Annotated in this window: 20 protein-coding genes, 1 pseudogene and 1 riboswitch; of the genes and pseudogenes, 8 read left to right on the top strand and 13 right to left on the bottom strand. The window is 63.8% G+C overall.

Features of this window, described 5'->3' with window-relative positions:
• The first annotated feature begins 24 nt into the window (after positions 1–24).
• Both PMM47T1_RS29280 and PMM47T1_RS23585 read left to right on the top strand, forming a co-directional pair.
• Positions 25–297: an HU family DNA-binding protein gene (locus PMM47T1_RS29280; protein ID WP_008373806.1), complete on the top strand. Its 273-nt coding sequence runs from the start codon at positions 25–27 to the stop codon at positions 295–297.
• 207 nt (positions 298–504) lie between these two features.
• Complete coding sequence (locus PMM47T1_RS23585) at positions 505–2379, top strand: SurA N-terminal domain-containing protein (protein ID WP_008373805.1); 1875 nt, start codon at positions 505–507, stop codon at positions 2377–2379.
• Positions 2380–2636: 257 nt separating this feature from the next.
• On the opposite strand, the gene cobF is transcribed toward PMM47T1_RS23585, so the two are convergent.
• From cobF to PMM47T1_RS23555, 6 genes are all read right to left on the bottom strand, one after another.
• Positions 2637–3389 (bottom strand): precorrin-6A synthase (deacetylating), encoded by a 753-nt coding sequence (cobF, locus tag PMM47T1_RS23580; protein ID WP_008373803.1) that lies wholly within the window; start codon positions 3387–3389, stop codon positions 2637–2639.
• Positions 3390–3399: 10 nt separating this feature from the next.
• The gene (locus PMM47T1_RS23575; protein WP_008373802.1) at positions 3400–4161 is read right to left on the bottom strand and encodes an ABC transporter ATP-binding protein; all 762 of its coding nucleotides are present in this window, start codon (positions 4159–4161) and stop codon (positions 3400–3402) included.
• Positions 4158–5204, bottom strand: coding sequence for a FecCD family ABC transporter permease (locus PMM47T1_RS23570; RefSeq protein ID WP_008373800.1), 1047 nt, complete (start codon positions 5202–5204; stop codon positions 4158–4160). The genes PMM47T1_RS23575 and PMM47T1_RS23570 overlap by 4 nt, the downstream gene beginning before the upstream one ends.
• Positions 5201–6223 (bottom strand): ABC transporter substrate-binding protein, encoded by a 1023-nt coding sequence (locus PMM47T1_RS23565; protein ID WP_008373799.1) that lies wholly within the window; start codon positions 6221–6223, stop codon positions 5201–5203. Before PMM47T1_RS23565 ends, PMM47T1_RS23570 begins: the two co-directional genes overlap by 4 nt.
• Before the next feature lie 43 nt (positions 6224–6266).
• A riboswitch (adenosylcobalamin (AdoCbl) riboswitch) is annotated at positions 6267–6351 on the bottom strand.
• A gap of 111 nt (positions 6352–6462) precedes the next feature.
• On the bottom strand, positions 6463–7389 hold the full coding sequence (locus PMM47T1_RS23560) for a class I SAM-dependent methyltransferase (RefSeq protein WP_008373797.1): 927 nt from the start codon (positions 7387–7389) through the stop codon (positions 6463–6465).
• Between the two features lie 85 nt (positions 7390–7474).
• The gene (locus PMM47T1_RS23555; RefSeq protein WP_008373795.1) at positions 7475–7975 is read right to left on the bottom strand and encodes a DUF4142 domain-containing protein; all 501 of its coding nucleotides are present in this window, start codon (positions 7973–7975) and stop codon (positions 7475–7477) included.
• A gap of 181 nt (positions 7976–8156) precedes the next feature.
• On the opposite strand from PMM47T1_RS23555, the gene PMM47T1_RS23550 reads away from it, so the two are divergent.
• Positions 8157–9065, top strand: a complete 909-nt coding sequence (locus tag PMM47T1_RS23550; protein WP_008373794.1) for a LysR family transcriptional regulator — start codon at positions 8157–8159, stop codon at positions 9063–9065.
• On the opposite strand, the gene PMM47T1_RS23545 is transcribed toward PMM47T1_RS23550, so the two are convergent.
• From PMM47T1_RS23545 to PMM47T1_RS23530, 4 genes are all read right to left on the bottom strand, one after another.
• Complete coding sequence (locus PMM47T1_RS23545; protein WP_008373792.1) at positions 9059–9826, bottom strand: substrate-binding domain-containing protein; 768 nt, start codon at positions 9824–9826, stop codon at positions 9059–9061. The genes PMM47T1_RS23550 and PMM47T1_RS23545 overlap by 7 nt on opposite strands.
• A gap of 11 nt (positions 9827–9837) precedes the next feature.
• Positions 9838–11139, bottom strand: coding sequence for an MFS transporter (locus tag PMM47T1_RS23540; RefSeq protein WP_043301466.1), 1302 nt, complete (start codon positions 11137–11139; stop codon positions 9838–9840).
• A gap of 131 nt (positions 11140–11270) precedes the next feature.
• Positions 11271–11540, bottom strand: coding sequence for a DUF3253 domain-containing protein (locus PMM47T1_RS23535; protein ID WP_008373788.1), 270 nt, complete (start codon positions 11538–11540; stop codon positions 11271–11273).
• 185 nt (positions 11541–11725) lie between these two features.
• Positions 11726–12526, bottom strand: a complete 801-nt coding sequence (locus tag PMM47T1_RS23530) for a formate/nitrite transporter family protein (protein WP_008373785.1) — start codon at positions 12524–12526, stop codon at positions 11726–11728.
• A 362-nt stretch (positions 12527–12888) separates the two neighbouring features.
• Between PMM47T1_RS23530 and PMM47T1_RS23525 the strand changes: the two genes are divergently transcribed.
• On the top strand, positions 12889–14334 hold the full coding sequence (locus PMM47T1_RS23525) for an ATPase domain-containing protein (protein WP_043301460.1): 1446 nt from the start codon (positions 12889–12891) through the stop codon (positions 14332–14334).
• 21 nt (positions 14335–14355) lie between these two features.
• Positions 14356–14733, top strand: coding sequence for a response regulator (locus tag PMM47T1_RS23520; protein ID WP_008373781.1), 378 nt, complete (start codon positions 14356–14358; stop codon positions 14731–14733).
• Here the strand turns inward: PMM47T1_RS23520 and PMM47T1_RS23515 are convergent.
• Positions 14722–15915: an aspartate aminotransferase family protein gene (locus PMM47T1_RS23515; protein ID WP_008373778.1), complete on the bottom strand. Its 1194-nt coding sequence runs from the start codon at positions 15913–15915 to the stop codon at positions 14722–14724. The genes PMM47T1_RS23520 and PMM47T1_RS23515 overlap by 12 nt on opposite strands.
• A gap of 96 nt (positions 15916–16011) precedes the next feature.
• Between PMM47T1_RS23515 and PMM47T1_RS23510 the strand changes: the two genes are divergently transcribed.
• Complete coding sequence (locus PMM47T1_RS23510; protein ID WP_008373776.1) at positions 16012–16917, top strand: LysR family transcriptional regulator; 906 nt, start codon at positions 16012–16014, stop codon at positions 16915–16917.
• A gap of 93 nt (positions 16918–17010) precedes the next feature.
• On the opposite strand, the gene PMM47T1_RS23505 is transcribed toward PMM47T1_RS23510, so the two are convergent.
• On the bottom strand, positions 17011–18276 hold the full coding sequence (locus PMM47T1_RS23505) for an MFS transporter (protein WP_008373773.1): 1266 nt from the start codon (positions 18274–18276) through the stop codon (positions 17011–17013).
• Between the two features lie 311 nt (positions 18277–18587).
• Here PMM47T1_RS23505 and PMM47T1_RS23500 point away from each other — a divergent pair, with 311 nt between their 5' ends.
• Together PMM47T1_RS23500 and PMM47T1_RS23495 are read left to right on the top strand one after the other, a co-directional pair.
• A complete protein-coding gene (locus PMM47T1_RS23500; protein ID WP_008373771.1) occupies positions 18588–19367 on the top strand; it encodes an AraC family transcriptional regulator in 780 nt (259 codons plus the stop codon).
• Between the two features lie 212 nt (positions 19368–19579).
• Positions 19580–20539 (top strand): quinone oxidoreductase family protein, encoded by a 960-nt coding sequence (locus tag PMM47T1_RS23495; RefSeq protein WP_008373770.1) that lies wholly within the window; start codon positions 19580–19582, stop codon positions 20537–20539.
• Between the two features lie 79 nt (positions 20540–20618).
• On the opposite strand, the pseudogene PMM47T1_RS23490 reads toward PMM47T1_RS23495, so the two are convergent.
• Positions 20619–21814 (bottom strand): annotated as a pseudogene (locus PMM47T1_RS23490) (MFS transporter).
• Positions 21815–21909: the final 95 nt, after the last annotated feature.

Genomic DNA, 21909 nt, shown 5'->3' with positions numbered 1-21909 from the left:
CATATAGATATAAGGGGACTTAGAGTGAACAAGTCGGAACTGATTGATGCTATCGCTGCATCTGCTGATATCCCGAAAGCTGTAGCTGGCCGCGCGCTGGACGCAGTAATCGACTCCGTCACTGGCGCTCTGAAGGCTGGCGACTCCGTTGTACTGGTTGGTTTCGGTACTTTTTCTGTGACTGATCGTCCAGCTCGCGTTGGCCGTAACCCACAGACTGGCAAGACCCTGGAAATCGCTGCTGCCAAGAAGCCAGGCTTCAAGGCCGGCAAAGCTCTGAAAGAAGCGGTAAACTAAGTTCTTTCACGCCTTTGCCCGACCGGGGCGGGAAAATTTCCGACCTGGAAGCGGAGCAGCCAATGAGCTGGTCTCAAGCCGACGCACGGCGCCGGTGATTGCTCCGCCAGTTACGAGAAGGCGCATCCTCGGATGCGCCTTTCTTCTATCCGGATTCTACCCACTCTCCGCGGTTGTTTAATCAGTACAACCGTTTCTGGGGGACGCATGCTGCAGAATATCAGGGACAATTCACAAGGCTGGATTGCCAAGACCATCATCGGTGTCATCGTTGCCTTGATGGCACTGACCGGCTTCGATGCCATTTTCAGAGCCACCAGCCACACTGCCGACGCGGCCAAGGTCAATGGCGATGCCATTACCCAGAGCGAGCTGGCACAGGCCGTTGAAATGCAACGCCGCCAGCTGATGCAACAGCTGGGCAAGGATTTCGATGCGTCGATGCTCGACGAGAAAATGCTGCGTGAGGCAGCGCTCAAGGGGTTGATCGATCGCAAGCTGCTTATCCAGGGTGCCGGCGATGCCAAGTTCAGCTTCTCGGAAGCCGAACTGGACCAGTTGATCCTGCAAACGCCTGAATTCCAGGTAGACGGCAAGTTCAGTGCCGACCGTTTCGACGCCGTGATTCGCCAGATGGGTTACAACCGCCTGCAATTCCGCCAAATGATGGCTCAGGAAATGCTGGTCGGCCAACTGCGCGCTGGTGTTGCTGGCAGCAGCTTTGTCACCGACGCTCAGGTCCAGGCCTTTGCCCGCCTGGAAAAGCAGACCCGCGATTTCGCTTCGCTGACCTTCAAGGCTGACCCGTCTGCCGTGAAGGTCACCGACGATGAAGTCAAGGCGCACTACGACGAGCACGCCAAGGAGTTCATGAGCCCCGATCAGGTGGTGATCGACTACATCGAACTGAAGAAGTCGTCGTTCTTCGACAAGGTCACCGTCAAGGACGAAGACCTGCAGGCTGCCTACAAGGCTCAGACTGCCGCGCTGTCGGAACAGCGTCGTGCCGCGCACATCTTGATCGAGGTGAACGCCAAGACCACCGACGCCCAGGCCAAGGCCAAGATCGAAGAGATCCAGGCGCGCCTGGCCAAGGGCGAAGACTTCGCCAAGCTGGCCAAGGAGTTCTCGCAGGACCCTGGCTCGGCCACCAATGGCGGTGACCTGGGCTACGCTGGCAAGGGTGTCTATGACCCGGCCTTCGAAACAGCGCTGTACGCGCTGAACAAGGACCAGGTGTCGGCACCGGTACGCAGCCAGTTCGGCTGGCACCTGATCAAGCTGCTGGGCGTGCAGGCACCGAACGTGCCGACCTTCGCCAGCCTGAAAGACAAGCTGACCCGCGACGCCAAGACCGCACAGGTCGAGCAGATGTACGTCGATGCTGCGAAGAAACTGGAAGACTCCTCGTTTGAGGCGTCCGACCTGGTGCAGCCAGCCGCTGACCTGGGCCTGAAAGTGCAGACCTCCGCACCCTTCGGTCGCGAAGGCGGCAGCGAAGGCATCACCGCCAACCGTGGCGTGATCCAGGCGGCATTCAGCCCGGAAGTGATGGACGAAGGCGCCAACAGCTCGGCCATCGAACTGGACCCGGAAACCACGGTTGTGGTGCACGTTAAGGAACACCGCAAGCCGGCCCAGCTACCGCTTGAGGCCGTTTCCGACGCTATCCGCAAGCACTTGGCGCAGGTCAAGGCCAGCGACGCGGTGAAAGCCAAGGCCGATGCCCTGGTAGCTGGCCTGCGTGACGGTAAAGTCGCGTTGGCGGCCAGCCAGGACGGTCAAGCCTGGAAGACCCAGGAAGCCGTGACCCGCAGCCAGGAAGGGGTTGACCCGGCCGTGCTGCAATCGGTGTTCCGCATGACCAAGCCCCAGGGCAAGGACAAGCCGGTCTACGGCAGCGTCAGCCTGTCGGATGGCAGCTACGTGGTGGTACGCCTGAACGGTGTCAACGAAGCCGCTGCCGCCAGCGATGCAGAGAAAGCGCAATACCGCCGCTTCCTCGCCTCGCGCGCAGGCCAGCAAGACTTCGCGGCCTACCGCAAGGCGCTGGAAACCAAGGCGGACATCACGCGCTACTAAGCCTGTGAACCCCCTGAAAAGGCCGCGAAAGCGGCCTTTTTTATGGGCCTCACGAACTGCCAGCGTCAAGCGGCCCATTGCGCCGGCCGCCCCCAAAAAAAGCGTTACGGGTCCCCTCGCTCCGCCCTGGCGCTTAACAGGGCCAACGTCAAAAGCTGACAGCAACAGCGTATCGCAGGTATTTCCGTCAATCGGTGAGGTACCGCTGCCGAAGGCGGCGTCTTGCGACGCGGTGTGTCAGGCCACGCGTAATGTCGTCAAACGTGGCGCAGCAGATAGCTGTCCATCATCCACCCATGCCGCGCCCGGGCTTCTTCACGCACTCGCACAATCTCGTCGGCTACCTCATCAAGCGGCCCGGCTATCAGCAGTTCCTCAGGGCTACCCACGTATGCCCCCCACCAGATGAACAGACCCTGCCCGCGCAAGCGGTTGAACGCCTGGTGTGCATCGAGCATCACCACCTGGCTATCGCCAGGCTCGACGTGGGCGGGCAACTGCCGCCCTGGGCTGATGTGCACCGAGCCACCGATTTCGTTAAGGGGCACGCGGTGGCTGGCCGTCAGCGCCTGCACCGAGGTGATGCCGGGAATCACCTGGTACTCGAACGCCACCCGCCCCGCAGCCAGGATGGCCTGCAGAATGCGCAAGGTACTGTCGTACAGGGCGGGGTCTCCCCACACCAGGATGCCGGCGCATTCGCCCTCGGCCACGTGATGGGCGATGAGCTGTTCAATCACTTGTTGCTTGTCGTCATTGAGCTGTCGGACGGCGCCGCGGTAGCTGTCGCCATCGGGTGGGCGCTCGGGGTTGTCGGCTTCCACGAAGCGCCAGGGGCGCTGCGTGGCAAAGCGCGTGCACACATCGCGACGCAGGTCGTTGAGGCCATGTTTGGCCGGCCCCTTGTCAAACAGCAAGAACACGTCGGCGCGGTTCAGCGCCTGGAGTGCCTGCAGCGTCAAGTGGTCGGGGTTGCCGGCACCGATGCCGATCACCAGGAGCGTCTTCATGGGCGGCGCCTCAGGGCAAGTATTGAATATGCGGGCGACCATGGTGCGCTGAGCGCGAAACAACGGCGCGCACGCCGTACACCGAGGCAATCAGGTCGCTGGTGATGACCTGGTCGGGGCTGCCGCTGGCCACCACGCGCCCGCGTTGCAGCAGCACCAGCCGGTCGCAGAACATCGCGGCCAGGTTCAGGTCGTGCAGGGCCATCACGCAGGTCACGGGCAAGCCTTGTATCAGTTGTAGCAGGTGCAACTGGTGCTGGATATCCAGATGATTGGTGGGCTCGTCCAGCAACAGTTCGCTGGGGCATTGCGCCAGGGCGCGGGCGATCTGCGTGCGCTGGCGTTCGCCGCCCGACAGGCTGCGCCACGGGCGCTTGCGCAGGTCGCTCAGGTGGGTGCGCTCCAGGGCCTGATCTACGATGGCCTGGTCTTCGTTGCACCAGGGCGCCAGGGCGCCGCGGTGGGGCGTGCGTCCCAGGCGCACGATGTCCTGCACGCAAATGTCGATGTCGGTACCGGCATGCTGTTCCACCAGCGCCACCCGCCGGGCCAAGGCCTTGCGTGGCCATTGGGCCAGCGGTTGGTCATCGAGGCTGACGGCGCCGGTGCCCGGCACGCGCAAACCGGCCAGCAAGCGCAGCAAGGTCGATTTGCCCGAGCCGTTGGGGCCGATCAGCCCCAGGGTGCCGCCGGCGGGCAATGTCAGGTTGATGCCTTCGATAATGACGCGGCCATCGCTGCCCCAGCCGACGTTGTCGGCGCGCAGGCTCATGGCGCGCTCCGATTGCGGTAGAGCAGGGCGGCGAACACCGGGGCGCCCACCAGCGCGGTGACCACGCCGATGGGCAGCACCTGGCCGGGGACGATCAGGCGCGAGGCAATGTCAGCCAGCACCATGAAGTTGGCGCCGATCAGTGCGCTGGCCAGCAGCAGCCGCACATGCCGTGGCCCCACCAGCAGGCGTGCCATGTGCGGTACTACCAGGCCGACGAAGCCCACGGCGCCGACAATGCTGACCAGGCTGGCGGTGATCAGCGCCGTGACCGCGAACAGCAACCAGCGCAGCCTTGCCACCGGCACGCCGAGGCTGGCGGCGGCGTCGTCGCCAAACACGAAGGCGTCCAGCGCCCTGGCGCAGTACAGGCACACCACCAGGCCTGCACCCACCACGCCGGCCGCCAGCCCCACATCATTCCAGCGCACCCCGCCCAGGCTGCCCAGCAGCCAGAACATCACGCTGCGGGCCTGCTCGGCATTGGCCGACGTCGACACTGTCCACGCGGTCAGCGCGTTGAACAGTTGCGCCGCGGCCACCCCGGCCAGAATGACTTGCGCTGGCCCGCCCTGAATACCGCTGGCCAGGAGGGCGACCAGAGTAAAAGCCAGGCCTGCACCCAGGAACGCGCCCAGGGAAATGCCGATCAAACCGCCGCCCAGGCCCAGCAGCATCACCATTACCGCACCGGTGGAGGCGCCGGCACTGATGCCCAGCACATAGGGGTCGGCCAACGCGTTGCGCAGCAAGGCTTGCAACACCACGCCAGACAACGACAAGCCGGCGCCGCAGCAGGCCGCCACCAGGGCACGGCTAAGGCGATACTCGAAAATGATGCCCTGCTGGATACGCGACACGTCATAGGTGCCCAGGCCCAGGCCGTTGAGCAGTGCCTTGAGGGTGACAGCCAAAGGAATGTCCAACTCGCCCAGGCAGACCGCCAGTGCCACTGAAAGCGCCAGCGTGGCCAGGCCCAGCAACGTCAGCAGCCAGCGCCAGCGCCAGCCCCGGGCGTGGTCGGCCGTGAGGCGCTCGATCACGGCGTGCTGCCTTTGCTCGCCAAGCCCGCAGCGATGCTTTCAATGGCGTCCACCACGCCCATGGACGGGTTCAGGCTGTTGGCGTCGACCACGATCAGGCGCCCGTTGCGCACGGCTTTCAGTTCACGGGTAACCGGGTCGTTGCGCAGGAACGCCAGTTTCTTCTCGACATCGTCTGCCGGGTACAGGCGCCGTTGCATGCGCGCCAGCACGATCACGTCGGGGTCTTTGGCGGCGATACTTTCCCAGCTTACGCCCGGCCATTCCTCATCGCTGTCGATCACGTTGTGCAGGCCCAGCACCTGGGCAATATAGCCCGGTGCGCCATTCTTGCCGGCCACCCACGGGTCACCTTCCAGGCGCGTGCTGGAGAACCAGTACAGCACCGAGAGCGGTGGGTGTGGCGTGGCGTTGGCCAATTTGACCGCTGCCGCCACCCGCTCATGCAGACGTGTGCTCAGGGCTTGGCCGGCGGCAGGCACGTTGAAAATGGCGGCCAGTTCACTGATTTCCTTGTCCACCAATGCCAGGGAGTACAGTTGGCTGCGGCTACCGTCGGCGTTGGAGCTGGCTGTCACGCCCTTGCCATCGCAATCGCTGGGGGACACGTACGAAGGGATCCCCAGTGTGAGCAGCTGCTCGGGCGTGGCCACTTCGCCCTGGGGGCCGACGTGGTAGGTGTACTGCGCCACCACGATGTCGGGGGCGGCCTTGGCCACCGACTCGAAGCTGGGGGCGTTTTCGGCCAGGCGGGGCACGCTGGCCCCGGCGCTGGCCAATGCCGGCGGCAAGGGGCCAAACCACACACCGGTGCCGACCATGCGCGGCGCCAGGCCCAGCGACAGCAGCAGTTCGGTGCTGGCCTGGCCCAGGCTGATCGCGCGCTGGGGCGGCGCATCGATGCGCACGCTGTGGCCGCAGTTCTGCAGCGTCAAGGGGTAGTGACTGGCGGAGGTGTCGGCGAGGGCGTGGGTGGCCGCCAGTGACAGGCAGGCAAGGGCGAAGAGGCGTAACGACATGCAGCAGCTCCCGGGATGGCGCGTCCGTTGGGCGAAAGGGAAGGCGTGCAGCAAGGTCTGGCTGACGGGCAAGGCCCGATCACAGTGGCGCGACCGCGCCGGATTCACACCGGCTTCCTGCTGCAAGCGCGAAAAAGCCGGGGAAGGGTAGGCTGCATTGTCGTGCAGAGCAACCGTTGTGGCCGCAACGGTTCATCTCAAGGAGCTGCCGCAGCCTGGCAGCAGCCCCCAAGGGGACGTTATTCTGGCGTGAACACCAGCGCTTTCAGGCCGCCCTCGGCTTCAGCGTCGGGGAACTCCGGCGGATTGGCCAGGCGGTGCTGGAACACCAGCCCCGGGGCTTCTTCGGCCATGCTCTGGATCAGGAAGCCCGAACCGATGGCCGGGTCGTTCACGCAGGCCAGCACCACGCCGCCTTCGGTCAGCAGCTCCGGCAGCTTGCGCAGTACCTTGCGGTAATCCTGGGTCAGCACAAAGCTGCCACGCTGGAACGAGGGCGGGTCGATGATGACCAAGTCATACGGGCCGCCGCGCTTGACCTTGCCCCAGGACTTGAACAGCTCGTGGCCCAGAAAGCTCACGCGGTCCAGGTCATGGCCGTTCAGGCGGTGGTTGTCGCGACCACGGCTGAGGGCGGCGCGGGCCATGTCCAGGTTCACCACATGCTCGGCGCCCCCGGCGATGGCCGCCAGGGAAAACCCGCAGGTGTAGGCGAACAGATTCAGCACGCGCTTGCCCACCGCTTGCTCGCGTACCCACTGGCGGCCGTAGCGCATGTCCAGGAACAAACCGATGTTCTGCTTGCGGCCCAGGTCCAGTTGATAGCGAAGGCCGTCTTCGTCGATGAACCAGGTGTCCACCGGCTCGCCCAGCAGCCACTCGGCATTTCTGTCGGGCAGGTAGCGATGCTGCAGGATCACGCTGTGCACCTGGGGTGTGGCCTGGGCCAGCGCCAGCAGCAGCGGCTTGAGCGTGGCCAGTTCCTCGGTGGCCGGCTCGCGGAACAGCGACACCAGCAATACGCCTTGCAGCCAGTCCACGGTGATCTGCTCCAGGCCTGGCCAGCAGCGACCGCGGCCGTGAAACAGGCGACGGGTTTCGGTGGGTGGGGTGTGCAGGGCGGTGGTCAGCAGTTGCTGCAGTACGGCGAGGGCATCAGTGTTCATGGAAGACTTTTGGCAGGGCATAAAACGCCCATGGTAAACCTCGCGCACGGCTGTGGGAACTCGGCAGCCGTGCGCGGCGGCCAGGTTACATATGCTTGGCTTGCAGGGCCTTGGCCATTTTCAGGTGTTCTTCAAGGGTAGGCAGGGTCTTTTCGGCAAAGGCCTTGAGTTCTGGCTTGTCGGAGGAAGCGGCCTCTTTCTTGAACAGCGCCACTGTGTCTTCGTGCGCCTTGACCTGATTGGCGGCGTAGGCCTTGTCGAAGGACTCGTCACGCATCTCCAGGACTTTTTGCTTGGCCTGTTGGGTCAGTGTGGCGCTGTCCGGCACTTCGATATCGAGTTTGGTGGCCAGGGCGGTCAGCTTGTCGTTCGCCGCGCCGTGATCCTTGATCATTTGGTTGGCGAAGGTCTTGACGTCGGCCGAGGTGCTTTTTTCCAGCGCCAGCTTGCCGGCTTCGACTTCGGTGATGCCGCCCGAGGCTGCGGCGTCGACAAAATCATTGGAAGTGGCGGCGAAAGCCGGGCCGGCCAGTACGCCGGTCAGGGCGATAGCCAGGGCCAGCTTGCCTGCTTTAAATGCGTCCATGGGGTTCTCCGTCTTATTGTTGATCGCGCGACGAGGGTCATCGCTCCCTATGGTGGATTGTGCGGCCAAGGGGTTGGTGCGGCGCGGGCGACGAACGGTCTTTCGACTATCGTCCAGCATCAATTGGTCGTATTCATGCATTAAGCTGATTGGATAAATAAAAATCGGCATGAGTACCGGGATGAGCATCAATTTCGACTTGAACGACCTGCAGGCCTTCCGCGCCGTGGTGGAGAAGGGCAGCTTTCGCAAGGCGGCCGAGGCCATCAGCATTTCCCAGCCGGCCCTGAGCCGACGCATTGAAAAGCTCGAAAGCGCGCTCAACGTGCGCCTGTTCGACCGCACCACCCGGCGGGTCAGCCTGACCATGGTGGGCCGGGCCTTCGCGCCCAGCGCCGAACGCCTGCTCAATGACCTGGACATCGCCCTGTTGGGCATCGGTGAGGTGGCCTCCACACGGCTGGGCAACGTCACCGTGGCCTGTGTGCCGTCGGCGGCTTACTACTTCATGCCCAAGGTGGTGGCGCGTTACCACAAGTTGTACCCGCGCATCCGCGTCAAGGTGCTCGATGCCAGCGCCAACGACGTGCAGCAGGCCGTGATCAGCGGCGAGGCCGACCTGGGCCTGAGTTTTACCGGCAACCTGCCGGCTGAGCTGGAATTCGAATTGCTGGTGCAAGAGCACTACGTGGCGGCCTGCCGACGCGACCACCCGTTGGCCGGGCGCAAGCAGCTCACCTGGGATGAGTATTTCCAGCAGGATTACATTTCGGTGGACAAGACTTCAGGCAACCGCTTCGTCCTGGACCAGGCATTGCTGCACGTGCGCCCGGCGCGGCCGAGCATTTGCGAAACCCGTCATGTCACCACCATGCTCGGCCTGGTGGAAGCGGGGCTGGGGATTGCCGCCGTGCCTTCCATGGCCTTGCCGCTGGGCGAGCACCAATGGATGACCAGCATTCCCTTGGTGGAGCCGTCAGTGATGCGCAATGTGGGCTTGATTCGGCGCCGGGGCCGGTCGTTGACCCCGGCGGCGCTGGAACTGGAGCAGTTGATCAGGGATATGCGCAAGCCGCTGGAAGGTCAGTGAGGCACTGAGTCCAGCCCGGTGCCGTTAACCACTGACTGCGCCTGGGGCGAGGCCATGTAGTCGAGCAAGGCCTTGGCTTCGGCCGGGTGCGCGGCGCCCACCGGAATGCCCGCCGCGAAGCGGGTGACCGATTGCACCGCTTCAGGGATCTTGCCCACGTAGGTCACGCCCGCAACGGGCAGCAGCTCGCTGACCTGCTGCAGGCCCAGTTGCGGGTTGCCCTTGGCCACTTCACCGGCTACTGGAATGCGTTCGATCATCCGCGCCTTGGGCTTGAGCTGGGGTTCGATGCCCAGGCGCTTGAACAGCTGATCCTGCACATAGACGCCGCTGGCGCTGTCGGAATAGCCCACCGAGCTAGCCTTGAGCAGTGCTTGCTTGAAGGTCTCGACGGAGCTGATGTCGGGCTTGGGCTCACCGGCCTTGACCACCAGGCCGATGCGCGAATCGGCCAGTTCCACCCGCGAGGCTGGCAGCACCTTGCCTTGCTTGATCAGGTCATCCAGGGCGTAGCCGACCATGATCACCACGTCGGCCTGTTCGCCGCGAGCCAGGCGGTTGGGAATGGCTTCGGCGGCCTTGCCCATGGACGGGCCAAGGATGGTGTTCAGGGTGTCGCCGTGCTGGGCCGCGAACTGCGGGCCCAGTACCTTGTAGGCTGCGGTGAAGCCGCCCGAAGTCATTACGTTGAGTTCGTCAGCCTGGGTCAGGCCGCTGATTGCCAGGGCCAGGCCGGCCAGGGCGGTGATCAATGGTTTCATCGCCGGCGCCCTCATACCGCGGCGCGCAGCTGGGTGCTGCCGCGACGGTAAAGGTACAGGGTGGCGCACAGCGCGCACAGGGCGGCAAAGCTCATCCAGTACCCCGGGGCGGCCTTGTCGCCGCTGCTATGGATCAGCGCGGTGGAAATGGCCGGGGTGAAGCCGCCGAACACCGCGGTGGCGAGGCTATAGGCCAGGGAGAACCCGGCCACCCGCACTTCCACCGGCATGATTTCGGTCAGCGCCGGGATCATTGCGCCGTTGTACATACCGTACATGAATGACAGCCACAGCAGGGTTTCCAGCATGTGCGCAAAGCTCGGCGCCTGGGCCAGGAACGACAGCGCCGGGTACGAGGTGGCAATGGCCAGTACGGTCATGGCGATCAGCATCGGCTTGCGCCCGATGCGGTCCGACATCGCGCCGCCAATGGGCAGCCAGATGAAGTTGGAAACGCCCACCAGCAACGTCACCATCAAGGCATCGGCGGTGCTCAGGTTGAGCACGCTTCTACCGAAGGTGGGCGCGTACACGGTAATCAAGTAGAACGCGGTGGTGGTCATGGCCACCATCAACATGCCAGCCACCACGATGGTCCAGTTGGCCACCAGGGTGTTGTACACCTCGCGCATGGCCGGGCGATGGCGGCGGGCGGTAAATTCTTCGGTTTCTTCCAGTTTGCGCCGCAGCAGGAAAATGAACGGCACGATCATGCAGCCCACGGCAAACGGAATGCGCCAGCCCCAGGCGGCGATGTCGTCGCCACTCATCCATTGGTTCAGGCCGTAGCCCAGCGCGGCGGCTACCACGATTGCCACTTGCTGGCTGGCGGACTGCCAACTGGTGTAGAAGCCTTTCTTGCCGGGAGTGGCCATTTCCGCCAGGTACACTGACACGCCGCCCAGCTCGGCACCGGCCGAGAACCCTTGCAGCAGGCGGCCCAGCAATACCAAACCGGGGGCCAGCAGGCCAATGGTCTCGTAGCCAGGCACTAGCACAATCAGAATGGTACCGCTGGCCATGATCGACAGGGTTACGATCAGGCCTTTGCGCCGGCCCACGTCGTCAATGTAGGCCCCCAGGATGACGGCGCCCAGCGGCCGCATCAGGAAGCCTGCGCCGAACACGGCGAAGGTCATCATCAGCGAGGCAAACTCACTGCTGGCGGGGAAGAAGGCGGCGGCAATATGGGTGGCGTAGAAGCCGAACAGGAAGAAGTCGAACTGTTCCAGGAAGTTGCCGGAGGTTACCCGGAATACTGCACCGGCTTTGGCGCGCGCGGACGCGGGCGCGCCCTTGGTTGAGGACTGCATGTGCATCTCCCATCATTTTTATGACACGTGCAACGGGGCACATGGGTTTCTTGTAGGGGGACGATGGTCGCGGAAATGTTTTGAAATGATAACTGCATATTTCTGATGAATTGATGCGCATCTGTTATCAGTCAACGCATCAATCGCCCCCGGCGCAGGCGGATAGGCCCGCTGCCAATGGCGTTCGGAGGCAGGGTCAGCTCGCCCTGAGTGATGCGTAAAACGTCGGCTTCAGCCAGGCACGCAGCCACCCGACGGATGTCCGGCATCAACGCGCGCCACAGCGCCTCGTCGGCGCTCAGCACCCGGGCTACGTCGCTGGGGCAGATGGAATCGTCGTTGGCGCGCTGGGAAAGTAGGGCGAAGATCGCCCGGGTGATCATGCTGTCGTCGATTTTCATGGCAGGAGGCAGGCTGTAACAAAAACATCTTTGTATCAGAGCTGGCGAAATGAAGCCATGCGCGGGCCACTGCTGCCACACATTGGTAACAGCGCCCGCTGAGGTGTGTGGGAGCGGCTTCTACCCGCGAAACGGCGCCCATTTCGCGGGCACAGCCCACTCCCACATAGGCAGTTGCTGTCAGATCAGCGTTGGGCTTCGATGGCGGCGGCTGGCGCTTGCTCGACCTTGCCGAAGGCCACGAAGTAGGCCAGGCCGACAAAGATCGCGCCGCCCACGGCGTTGCCCAGGAACACCGGGACCATGTTGTCGGCAAACTGCTCCCAGCCCAAAGCCCCGGCAAAGATCGCCGCGGGAATCACGAACATGTTCGCCACCACGTGCTGGAAGCCGATGGCCACGAAGCCCATCACCGGGAACCACATGCCCAGGATCTTGCCGGTCACTTCCTTGCTGGCGTAGGACAGCCACACCGCCAGGCACACCATCCAGTTGCAGCCAATGCCCGAGACGAAGGCATGGGTGAAGTCGGCACTGGCCTTGGCGTTGGCAATGGCCAGGGTCTTGGCCAGGAACGGTCCTTCGGTCAGGCCCAGCAGGTGGCCGAAGCAATAGGCCACGAACAGTGCGCCGGCCAGGTTGGCCAGGGTCACCAGCGCCCAGTTGCGCAACAGCGCCGGCAAGGTGATCTTGCCGCTGAACAGCGCCATCGGCAGGGTCATCATGTTGCCGGTCAGCAGTTCGCCGCCGCCCAGGATCACCAGGATCAGGCCCAGCGGAAAGACCGCGGCGCCCAGCAGGTTGCCGAATGACGACCAGGGGCCGGGGATCATGGTGCTTACGTGAATGTCGAGCAGAAAGCCCAGGGCAATGAAGGCCCCTGCCAGAAAGCCCAGCACCAGAATCGCAGGCAGGGGGGCATGGGCTTTTTTGACGCCGGTATCGATGGCCATCTCGGCGATTTGCTGGGGGGTGTTCAGGGACATGGGAAGTCACTCGTGAGCCAGTGGAAAGGGTGCGCTTTTTTCACGCTGCGCCATCCTGGCCCTGCGACGTTTTGCGACATTGATTACGGCGAAAGCTAATGGCTCAAGGCCTGTACGTCTAATCGCTTGTTTCGATAGCGCGATTGAGCCTGTCGATGGTGCATGAACGCCTGTGGGAGCTGGCTTGCCAGCGCACTCTCCAAACCCAACAACTCGCCGGCAAGCCGGTTGCCACCCACCGCATGGCAATTAACTAGTGGGTTTGCCATCAGGCGGTATAGAATTCCTTATTCTTCAAGAGATTGAACATTTCTGCTCGTGCAGAGGCTCTATCTCGGCGATTTTTGATATAGGCAGGCCCGATCTTGGAACAGCTAAAACGCCTTGAAAGCGGTATTGAAGGGCTCGACCTTCTGTTGAAGGGCGGGCTGGTGGCGGGTTCGTCCTATATCGTTCAGGGCCGACCGGGCTCTGGCAAGACGATCCTGGCCAACCAGTTGGGCTTCAACCATGTGCGCAATGGCGGCCGCGTACTGGTGGCGACGCTGCTGGCCGAGTCCCATGAGCGACTTTTCCAATACCTGTCCACCCTGAGTTTTTTCGACCCCAGCCGCATCGGCAACGAGATCCAGTTCGTCAGCGCCTTCGATACCCTGGAGAACGACGGGCTGGATGAAGTGGTGAAGTTGCTGCGCCGCGAAATCAGCCGTCAGAAAGCCACGGTGCTGATCGTTGACGGCCTGCTCAACGCCCGCTCCAAGGCCGAGTCGCAGATCGACACGAAAAAATTCATTTCCGAATTGCAGGGGCACGCCGCGTTTGCAGGCTGCACGGTGCTGTTCCTCACCAGCTCGCGCCTGGACGATGGCAGCCCCGAACACACCATGGTCGATGGCGTCATCGAAATGGGCGAGGAGCTGTTCGGCACCCGCTCGGTGCGTCGCATCCAACTGCGCAAGACCCGTGGCAGCGGTGCGCTGTCGGGGCTGCACGAATGCGAGATTACTGACGATGGGTTGGTGGTGTATCCGCGTCTGGAAAGCCTCTACAGCCACCCCTCGCGCCCCGACGGCGCCGACCTTACGCGCCTGCCCAGTGGCGTGCCGGCACTGGACAAGCTGATTGGTGGCGGCTTGCCGCGCTCCTCGGTGACCCTGGCCATGGGCCCTTCGGGCATCGGTAAAACCTCGGTGGGCATCCAGTTCCTGGGGGCCGGCACCGCGCAGGAGCCGGCCTTGCATTTCGGCTTCTATGAATCACCGCAACGCCTGGGCATCAAGGCCAAGGCCTTGGGCTATGACTTCCAAGCCATGCAGGACGCCGGTGCGCTGTTCGTCTCCTGGCAGCCCACCACCGAAGGCCTGGTGGATGGCCTGGGTGCGCGTCTGCTCAAACAGGTGGACCAGTTCAAGATCAAGCGCGTGCTCATCGACAGCCTGGGCGGCATGACCCGTTGCGCCACCAGCCAGGCACGCATGACCGAGTTCTTCAGCGCGCTGATGGGCGAATTGCGCGCCCGCGGCGTGACGGTATTCGTGACGTGGGAAATACGCGGTTTGTTCGGCCCTGAGATCACCTCGCCCACGCCGGACCTGTCGAGCATCGTCGACAACATCCTGCTGATGCGCTTTGTCGAATATGAAGCTGAACTAAAACGGTTGCTGTCCATCCTTAAAGTAAGGGACAGCGTTTATGACCCTTCGCTTCTGGAGCTGGTCATCGACGAGCGCGGCATTGATCTGAATAAGGCATTCAAGCATGCGGAGGCAGTGTTATCGGGAAGTGCCTCGGCGGTTGGCAAGCCTTGAAGATGGCCCGGTCCAGCTGACATGAGCACTATCCTGATCGTCGACGACGAATTCATGATTGCCAATATCCTTGAACTGGCGTTCGAGGATGAGGGCTATGAAGTCGTCAAGGCCGCCAACGGGCGCAAGGGGCTGGAGGTGTTGGAGCGTGAGCGACCGGCGCTGGTGATCACCGACTTCATGATGCCGGTGATGGACGGCCTGGAAATGGCCCGCGAGATTCGCAAACACCCTTTGCACAAGCATCTGCCTATCCTGCTGATGAGCGGTGCCCAGGGCAGCGTAGGGCGCGCTACCCCGGAGCTGTTCGCGGCGGTATTCGACAAGCCGTTCAAGATCGACGATGTCATCGCCAAGGTGCGCGAATTGATCGGCACCCCGGACAACTCACCGCACTGATTTCAGCAATGCCAGCACCCGCTCGACCATGGCCAGGCGCATGTCGTCATTCAGGGTCAAGGGCGGCAGCAGGCGGATAGTCTGGCCGCGGGCAATGTTGATCAGCACACCGTGCTCGCGCGCCGCCACCTCGGCCAGGTGACGGGCCGGTTGGCGCAGGTCGATGCCAATCATCAGGCCATGGCCACGAACCGCCGGTACCTGCGGATGGTCCCTGAGGCCGGCGCGCAATGCCTTGAGCATCCACGTGCCCTGGCGTTCGGCGTTGGCCACCAGGCCTTGCTCCTCGATGATCGCCAGTACTTCGCACGCCACCCGGCAGGCCAGCGGGTTTCCGCCAAAGGTACTGCCATGGCTGCCGGGGCCAAATAATTCGGCCGCCGCGCCGCTAGCCAGGCAGGCCCCGATGGGCACGCCATTGCCCAGGGCCTTGGCCAGGGTCATCACGTCGGGCACCACGCCTTCGTGCTGGCCGGCGAACCAGCGGCCAGTACGGCCGAGGCCGGTCTGGATCTCGTCCAGCATCAGCAGCCACTGCTGCTCATCGCACAGATCACGCAGGGCCTTGAGGTAACCGCTGGGTGCCACCTGCACGCCGCTTTCGCCTTGCACCGGTTCCACCAGCACGGCTGTGATGCGCTGGCCATGGGTTTGCGCCAAGGCTTGCAGTGCCGGCACGTCACCAAAAGGCACCTTGATGAAACCCTCTACCAGTGGCGCAAAGCCTGCCTGGCAGGTGGGGCTGTCGCTGGCCGACAGGGTGGCGAAGGTGCGGCCGTGAAAACTGTTTTCCATGACCACCACCAACGGCTGGCGGATGCCTTTGCGCTGGGCGTGCAGGCGCGCCAATTTGAGGGCGGTTTCGTTGGCTTCCGCCCCCGAGTTGCAGAAAAACGCGCGCTGCATGCTGGCCAGTGCGGTCAGGCGCTCGGCCAATTGCACCTGCCAGTCGATGCGGTACAGGTTGGAGGTGTGCAGCAGCAACCCGGCCTGCTCGGTCATGGCGGCCACGATCCGCGGGTGGCTGTGGCCCACCGACGTCACGGCCACTCCGGCCAGGGCGTCCAGGTACTCGCGGCCCTGGGTGTCCCACAGGCGGCAATCCACGCCGCGCACGAAGCTGATCGGCAGGGGCTGGTAATTGTTCATCAGGCAGGGTGGGGTGGCGTGCGGGGCGTTCATGGGCCTTCTCCTTGTTGGGGGCAGGCTCAGTATGTTTATCCAGCAGAACGAGATAAACGCCTCTAGACTGTAATCACTTTAAAGCAGGAGTGGGCAATGGATTTGTTTCAGGCCATGGGCGTGTTCGTCCAGGTGGTGGAGGGCGGTAGCATGACGGCGGCGGCCGAGGCCTGTGGCATGTCCACCACCATGGTGGGTAACCATTTGCGGGCGCTGGAGCAGCGCCTGGGGGTGAGTCTGTTGCGCCGCACCACCCGGCGCCAGAGCCTGACCGAGTTCGGCAGTGCCTATTACCAGCGTTGCCTGGACATTCTCGGCCAAGTCACCGCTGCCGAGCAGCTGGCCGAGGAAGTGCAGGCGGTGCCCCATGGCACCCTGCGCATCACCGCGCCGCCGACCTTCGGCGCCGAGTGCCTGATGCCGTGCCTGGCCGGGTACCTGGCGGCAAACCCGGCGGTGAAGCTCGACGTGGTGCTGACCGACCGCCTGGTGGACCTGGTTGAGGAGGGGTTCGATGCGGCGATTCGCCTGGGCACCTTGGAACATTCCAGCCTGATTGCCCGGCCGCTGGAAGACTACGGCCTGACCCTGTGCGCCGCCCCGGCTTATTTGCAGCGCCGTGGCGTGCCCGAGGACGTGCAGGCGCTGACGCACCACGATTGCCTGGCATTCGCCTACCCTGCCGGCACCGAGTGGCGCTGGACGCAAAAGCACTGGCGGTTGAGCGGGGCCGATGGCGAAGTGACGGTGGACGTCAGCGGGCGCATTGCCGTCAACAGCGCACCGGCGCTCAAGCGCGCGGCACTGTCGGGGTTGGGTATTGCCATGCTGCCGGATGCGCTGGTGCGTGAAGAGCTGGCCGATGGCCGCCTGGTGCCGTTGTTACAATCCTGGCACCTGCCGGTACGGCCCATGCACCTGGTGTACCCGCAGGAACGCTACCGTTCGCCCAAGCTGCGCAGCTTTGTCGACTACATCGTCAACGCAATGGGGCGTTCCTGACACCCCGGCGCGGTCCACCCTATCCCCCCGGAGCAATCTGTAGAGCTGCTGCCAAGCTGCGGACCCAAGGAGCTGCGGTGGGGGGGCAGCAGCTCAGACTTCCAGGCGTTTCACTTCGCCCAGCAACACCAGGTAGGCCAGTGCGCCTGCCAGCGCCACGGCGCCTATGAACCACAGTGCGCCAGTGAACGAGCCGCTGCTGGAAACGATGAAGCCGATCACCAACGGGGTGATGATGCCAGCCATGCCGGTGACCAGGTTGAACACGCCGGCAGTCAGGCCAATGAGCTTCTTGGGGGCGATGTCGGAAATCACTGTCCAGCCCAGGCCGACCATGCCCTGGCCGAAGAAGGCGATGGACAGGATGGCGATCACCGCCTGGTCGCTTTCCACGAAGTTGGCCGCCACGATGCAGCTGGCCATCAGCAGGCCGGCGATGATCGGCAGTTTGCGGCCCAGGCTGGCATTGCCGGTGCGCTGGATCAGGCGGTCGGAGAACCAGCCACCGAGCATCACCCCACAACCGGCGGCAATGAACGGCAGCACGGCGAAGAAGCCCATCTTCATCCAGCCCATGTGACGCTCGGTGGACAGGTAGGTGGGGAACCAGGTCAGGAAGAACACCAGGGTCGAGTTACCGGCGAACTGGCCCAGGCACGCGCCCCAGATCTGCCGGTAGCCCAGCAGCTGGCGCAGGCTTTTCCAGGAGAACGGTGTTTTTTTCTCGTCTTTCGGCGCCAGGCCACCGCCGGCTTCGATGTAGTCGAGTTCGGCCTGGTTGACGCTGGTGCACTCATGGGGTTCGCGGTAGCGCATCTTCCACACCAGGGCGAACACCAGGCCGATGATACCCACCAGCACGAACAGCGAGCGCCAGCCGTAGTGGGCCAGCAGCACGAACAGCAGCGGGCTGAGGAAGGCCAGGCCAATGTACTCGCCGACGGTGTAGATACTGGTGGCGCGGGCACGTTCGTGCTGCGGGAACCAGGTGGCCACCACGCGGCTGTTGGTCGGGAAACAGGTGGCTTCGCTCAGGCCCAGCAGCAGGCGCAAGCCGATCAGCGAGCTGAAGCCGGACACCAGGCCATGCAGCAGGGTGGTCAGCGACCAGGCACTGGCAGCCACGAAGTAGGTCTTGCCACTGCCGAAGCGGTCCAGCAAGGCGCCGCCAGGTACTTGCGCCAGCACATAGCTCCAGGCGAAAGCGGAGAACATCACGCCCATCAGCGCCGGGTCGATGCCCAGTTCGGTGGTCATGGTGGGCGCAGCAATACCGAGGATGCTGCGATCCAGGTAATTGATAATGGTGCCCACGGCCAGCAAGGTCAGAATGACGAAGCGGGCACGGCTGGGGCGCACGGCAGAGGCTGCAGCAGAACGAGTCGCGGTGGCGATCGTCACTGCGCCCGAGTGATTGTCAGGCATGGGGTGATTCTCGTCTTTGTAGTTGTTGCCGGCAGGCTATTGAAGCGGCTGGGCAGGGTCAAGCCAAAATGTACGAACCAGTTCGATGATCGGCCGCTAAATCGCTCTGCGTCGGGCTGTCGCACTATCTACCTGTAAAGGTTAAGAATTCTTCATCAAGAAGGCTACTCGCCAAAGGGCTACTGGCGGCCGAACCGACGGCTGGTTACCCTGTGTGCCCTTATCGCATTCGCCTCGCAACGACCATGGCCATCGCCGCCCCGCCGGACCTGAGCAATACCCAAATCCCTCTGCAACCGCTGGCGCGCACCTACCCGCGCGGGGTGTTCGTGGAGCCCCACCAGCATGCCTGGGGGCAATTGCTGTATGCGGTGAGCGGGGTCATGTGGGTGGAAACACCCAGCGAGGCATTGGTGGTACCGCCCCAGCGCGCCGTGTGGCTACCGCCAGGTGTGCCCCATGGCATCCGCGTGGTCACCGACCTGCAGATGCGCAATATCTACCTGCGCCCGGCCATCGCCGCCACGCTGGACAGCCGGGTGCAGGTGCTGGAAGTAGGCAGCCTGCTGCGCGAATTGATCGTCACCCTGGTGGCCAACGAGCAGGCACGCGAAGGCGAGTATTACCACGCCCTGGCGCAATTGGCCGTGCTGGAGTTGCATCAGGCGCGTCGCAGCGCCATGCGCGTGCCCTTGCCGGACCAGACTGACCGCCGGCTGATGAACGTGTGCCAGGCAGTAATGGCCCAGCCTTCCCTGGCGATCTCCTTCGAACAGCATGCCGAGCAGGCGGGCGCCAGCGTGCGCACCTTGTCGCGGCTGTTCCAGGCCAGCCTGGGCATGGGCTTTGCCGAGTGGCGGCGCCAGGTGCAACTGGCCACGGCCGCAGCCGAACTGATCCAGGGGGTGCCGGTGAGCAGCATCGCCCGATCCATGGGTTACTCGCCCAGCAGCTTCAGCGACATGTTCAAGCGCGCCCTGGGCATGGCCCCGTCGCAGTTCGTCAATTCGCCAACCCCTTTGTAGGAGCTGCGGGGCGGCCATCCGCCGCCAGGCTGCGAAGGCGCGCGCCCGCGTTCAACATCACACCGCCGAAGTTCCTGCGTACCCTTTCGCAGCCTTTCGGCAGTTCCTACGCCATCAAACACGGCCTCAATGGCCGACAGGATGAAGTGGTTGGCCGAAGCCCAGGTTCGATCGGCCATAGACTGCCCACTATTGTTCCCAGGGAGTTCCCCATGAAAGCGCTGCAATTCAACCGCACCGGTGATCTGGCCAACCTGCAACTGGCTGAACTGCCCACGCCGGTGCCTGCCACCGGCCAGGTGCTGGTCCAGGTCAAAGCGGCTGGCCTCAACCCCAGCGACGTCAAGAATGTGCTGGGTCGTTTCCCCTACACCACCTTGCCACGGGTACCGGGCCGCGATTTTGCGGGTGTGGTCATCGAAGGCCCGGCAGACCTGCTGGGCCAGGAAGTGTGGGGCACGGGCAGCGACCTGGGCTTCAAGAACGACGGCAGCCACGCGCAATACCTGACCGTGCCCGCCGAGGGCGTGGCGCTCAAGCCCCGGAAACTGAGCTTCACCCAAGCCGCCAGCCTCGGCGTGCCGTACACCACTGCCTGGGACGCCGTGGAGCGCAGCCAGGTGACCCGTGGCACGCGCTTCCTGGTGCTGGGCGCCAATGGCGCAGTGGGGAGCGCGGCCATGGCCCTGGCGCGGGTGCGCGGTGCAGAAGTACTGGCGGCGGTACGTCGCCCGGAGCAGGCCCAGGCGCTGCAGGCGCAAGGTTATCAAGTGATCCTGCTGGACCAGGCCGACACCCTGGCCGCGCAGGTGGAAGCCGTATTCCCCGCTGGCGCCGAGGTGATTTTTGACACCACCGGTTTCTGGTTGCCCGCCGCAGTGAGTGCGCTGGCAGTGTTCGGCCGTATCGCCATCATTGCCGCGCCGGTCAATGGCCTGGTGGAGTTCTCGGCGCTGGGCCTGTATCGCAAGGGGGGCTCGCTGGTGGGCGTCAACAGCCTGCTGTACAACTGCGCCGCCTGCGCGCGCATGCTTGAGCAGTTCGGGCGCTACTTCGACAACGGCATGCTGCCGGTGCCCACCGACCTGCTGGAAGCCCCCTTGAGTGAAGGCCTGGCCGCCTACGCTGACGTCAACGGCGGCAGCAGCCAGAAAGTCATTCTGCTGCCGTAAGCCGAGTGGTGTGGGAGCTGGCTTGCCAGCGAGCTGCCCGGGCCTTCAAAAGCTCGCTGGCAAGCCAGCTCCCACAGGGTTAGCGGCGGCCTCTTGAGTGAAGCACAAACGCCGCCAACGCCAGCAACGGAATCGCCCCCCCACCTTCACGACCAGCCCCCAACCGCCAGCCTCATACAGGCTGCTGGCAATCGCCGAACCCACCGCGCCGCCTACGAAAATGCTGGTCACGTACAACGCGTTCAAGCGCGCACGGCTGGTGGCATCCAGGCTGTAGATGATGCGCTGGCCCAGCACCATGTTCATCTGCACGGCGAAGTCCAGCAGCACCCCGGTCAAGGCCAGGGCGATCACACTGTAGCCCGGCAATACCAGTGAAGTGGTGAAGCACAACGGCGCCAGCACCATGGCCACCAGCGACGCACGACGGGTGTGGCCGGCATCCGCCAGGCGCCCGGCAATCGGCGCGGCAATGGCGCCAATGGCACCCACCAGGGCAAACACGGCAATCTGGCTCTGGCTGAGGCCATGCACACGGGACAGTTCCAGCGGCACGGCGGTCCAGAACAGGCTGAAGGTGGCGAACATCATGGCCTGGTAGAACGAGCGCTGTCGCAGCAGTGCATGACGACGCACCAAGGTACCCAGCGACGCCAGCAACTGGCCGTAGCTGGCGCTGTGGTCGGGTTGGCGGTACGGAATGGTACGGGCCATCACCGCCGTGATCGCCACCATCACCACGGCGGCCACGTAGAACACCGCGCGCCAGCCAAAGTGGTCGGCAATCACGCTGGCCAGCGGCCGCGCCAGCAGAATGCCCACCAGCAGCCCACCCATGATGCTGCCAACCACGCGGCCCCGCGACGCTTCGCTGGCCATGTGCGCCGCCAGTGGAATCAGCATTTGCACCGACACCGAGCTGAAACCAATCAACAACGACACCACCAGGAACACACTGGGCTGATTGCTCAGCGCCGCGCCGATCAGGCTGATAGTAGCCAGCAGGGTGGTGGCGAGCATCAGCTTGCGGTTTTCCAGCAGGTCGGCCAGCGGTACGAGGAAAAAGATGCCGGCGGCGTAGCCGATCTGGGTCAGCGACACGATCAGGCTGGCGCCATGGGCCGAGAGCCCGATGTCGGGGGCGATCAACTCAATGATGGGCTGGGCGTAGTAGATATTGGCGACGATGGCGCCGCAGCAGAAGGCGAACAGCGCCACCATGGCGCGGGTCATGGTGGGGTGCTGGGTGTGCAAGGGCTCGGTCAGGCTGGTCATTGTCTGGCTCTGTCTTATGGTGTGGCCGCTGCCGCCAGGCTGCGCTGGCCCCCGTGTGCGCTGAAGATCTTCAGTGAACATCAAGGCCAGCGCTG

Source organism: Pseudomonas sp. M47T1, from assembly GCF_000263855.1.
Taxonomy (GTDB): Bacteria; Pseudomonadota; Gammaproteobacteria; order Pseudomonadales; family Pseudomonadaceae; genus Aquipseudomonas.
This window is presented reverse-complemented; position numbering and strand designations above follow the sequence as displayed.

Coding starts and splice junctions, on each gene's coding strand:
- PMM47T1_RS23585 (WP_008373805.1), top strand. CDS start 505: ATGCTGCAGAATATCAGGGACAATTCACAAGGCTGGATTGCCAAGACC.
- cobF (WP_008373803.1), bottom strand. CDS start 3,389: ATGAAGACGCTCCTGGTGATCGGCATCGGTGCCGGCAACCCCGACCAC.
- PMM47T1_RS23575 (WP_008373802.1), bottom strand. CDS start 4,161: ATGAGCCTGCGCGCCGACAACGTCGGCTGGGGCAGCGATGGCCGCGTC.
- PMM47T1_RS23565 (WP_008373799.1), bottom strand. CDS start 6,223: ATGTCGTTACGCCTCTTCGCCCTTGCCTGCCTGTCACTGGCGGCCACC.
- PMM47T1_RS23560 (WP_008373797.1), bottom strand. CDS start 7,389: ATGAACACTGATGCCCTCGCCGTACTGCAGCAACTGCTGACCACCGCC.
- PMM47T1_RS23555 (WP_008373795.1), bottom strand. CDS start 7,975: ATGGACGCATTTAAAGCAGGCAAGCTGGCCCTGGCTATCGCCCTGACC.
- PMM47T1_RS23550 (WP_008373794.1), top strand. CDS start 8,157: ATGAGCATCAATTTCGACTTGAACGACCTGCAGGCCTTCCGCGCCGTG.
- PMM47T1_RS23545 (WP_008373792.1), bottom strand. CDS start 9,826: ATGAAACCATTGATCACCGCCCTGGCCGGCCTGGCCCTGGCAATCAGC.
- PMM47T1_RS23540 (WP_043301466.1), bottom strand. CDS start 11,139: ATGCAGTCCTCAACCAAGGGCGCGCCCGCGTCCGCGCGCGCCAAAGCC.
- PMM47T1_RS23535 (WP_008373788.1), bottom strand. CDS start 11,540: ATGAAAATCGACGACAGCATGATCACCCGGGCGATCTTCGCCCTACTT.
- PMM47T1_RS23530 (WP_008373785.1), bottom strand. CDS start 12,526: ATGTCCCTGAACACCCCCCAGCAAATCGCCGAGATGGCCATCGATACC.
- PMM47T1_RS23520 (WP_008373781.1), top strand. CDS start 14,356: ATGAGCACTATCCTGATCGTCGACGACGAATTCATGATTGCCAATATC.
- PMM47T1_RS23515 (WP_008373778.1), bottom strand. CDS start 15,915: ATGAACGCCCCGCACGCCACCCCACCCTGCCTGATGAACAATTACCAG.
- PMM47T1_RS23510 (WP_008373776.1), top strand. CDS start 16,012: ATGGATTTGTTTCAGGCCATGGGCGTGTTCGTCCAGGTGGTGGAGGGC.
- PMM47T1_RS23500 (WP_008373771.1), top strand. CDS start 18,588: ATGGCCATCGCCGCCCCGCCGGACCTGAGCAATACCCAAATCCCTCTG.
- PMM47T1_RS23495 (WP_008373770.1), top strand. CDS start 19,580: ATGAAAGCGCTGCAATTCAACCGCACCGGTGATCTGGCCAACCTGCAA.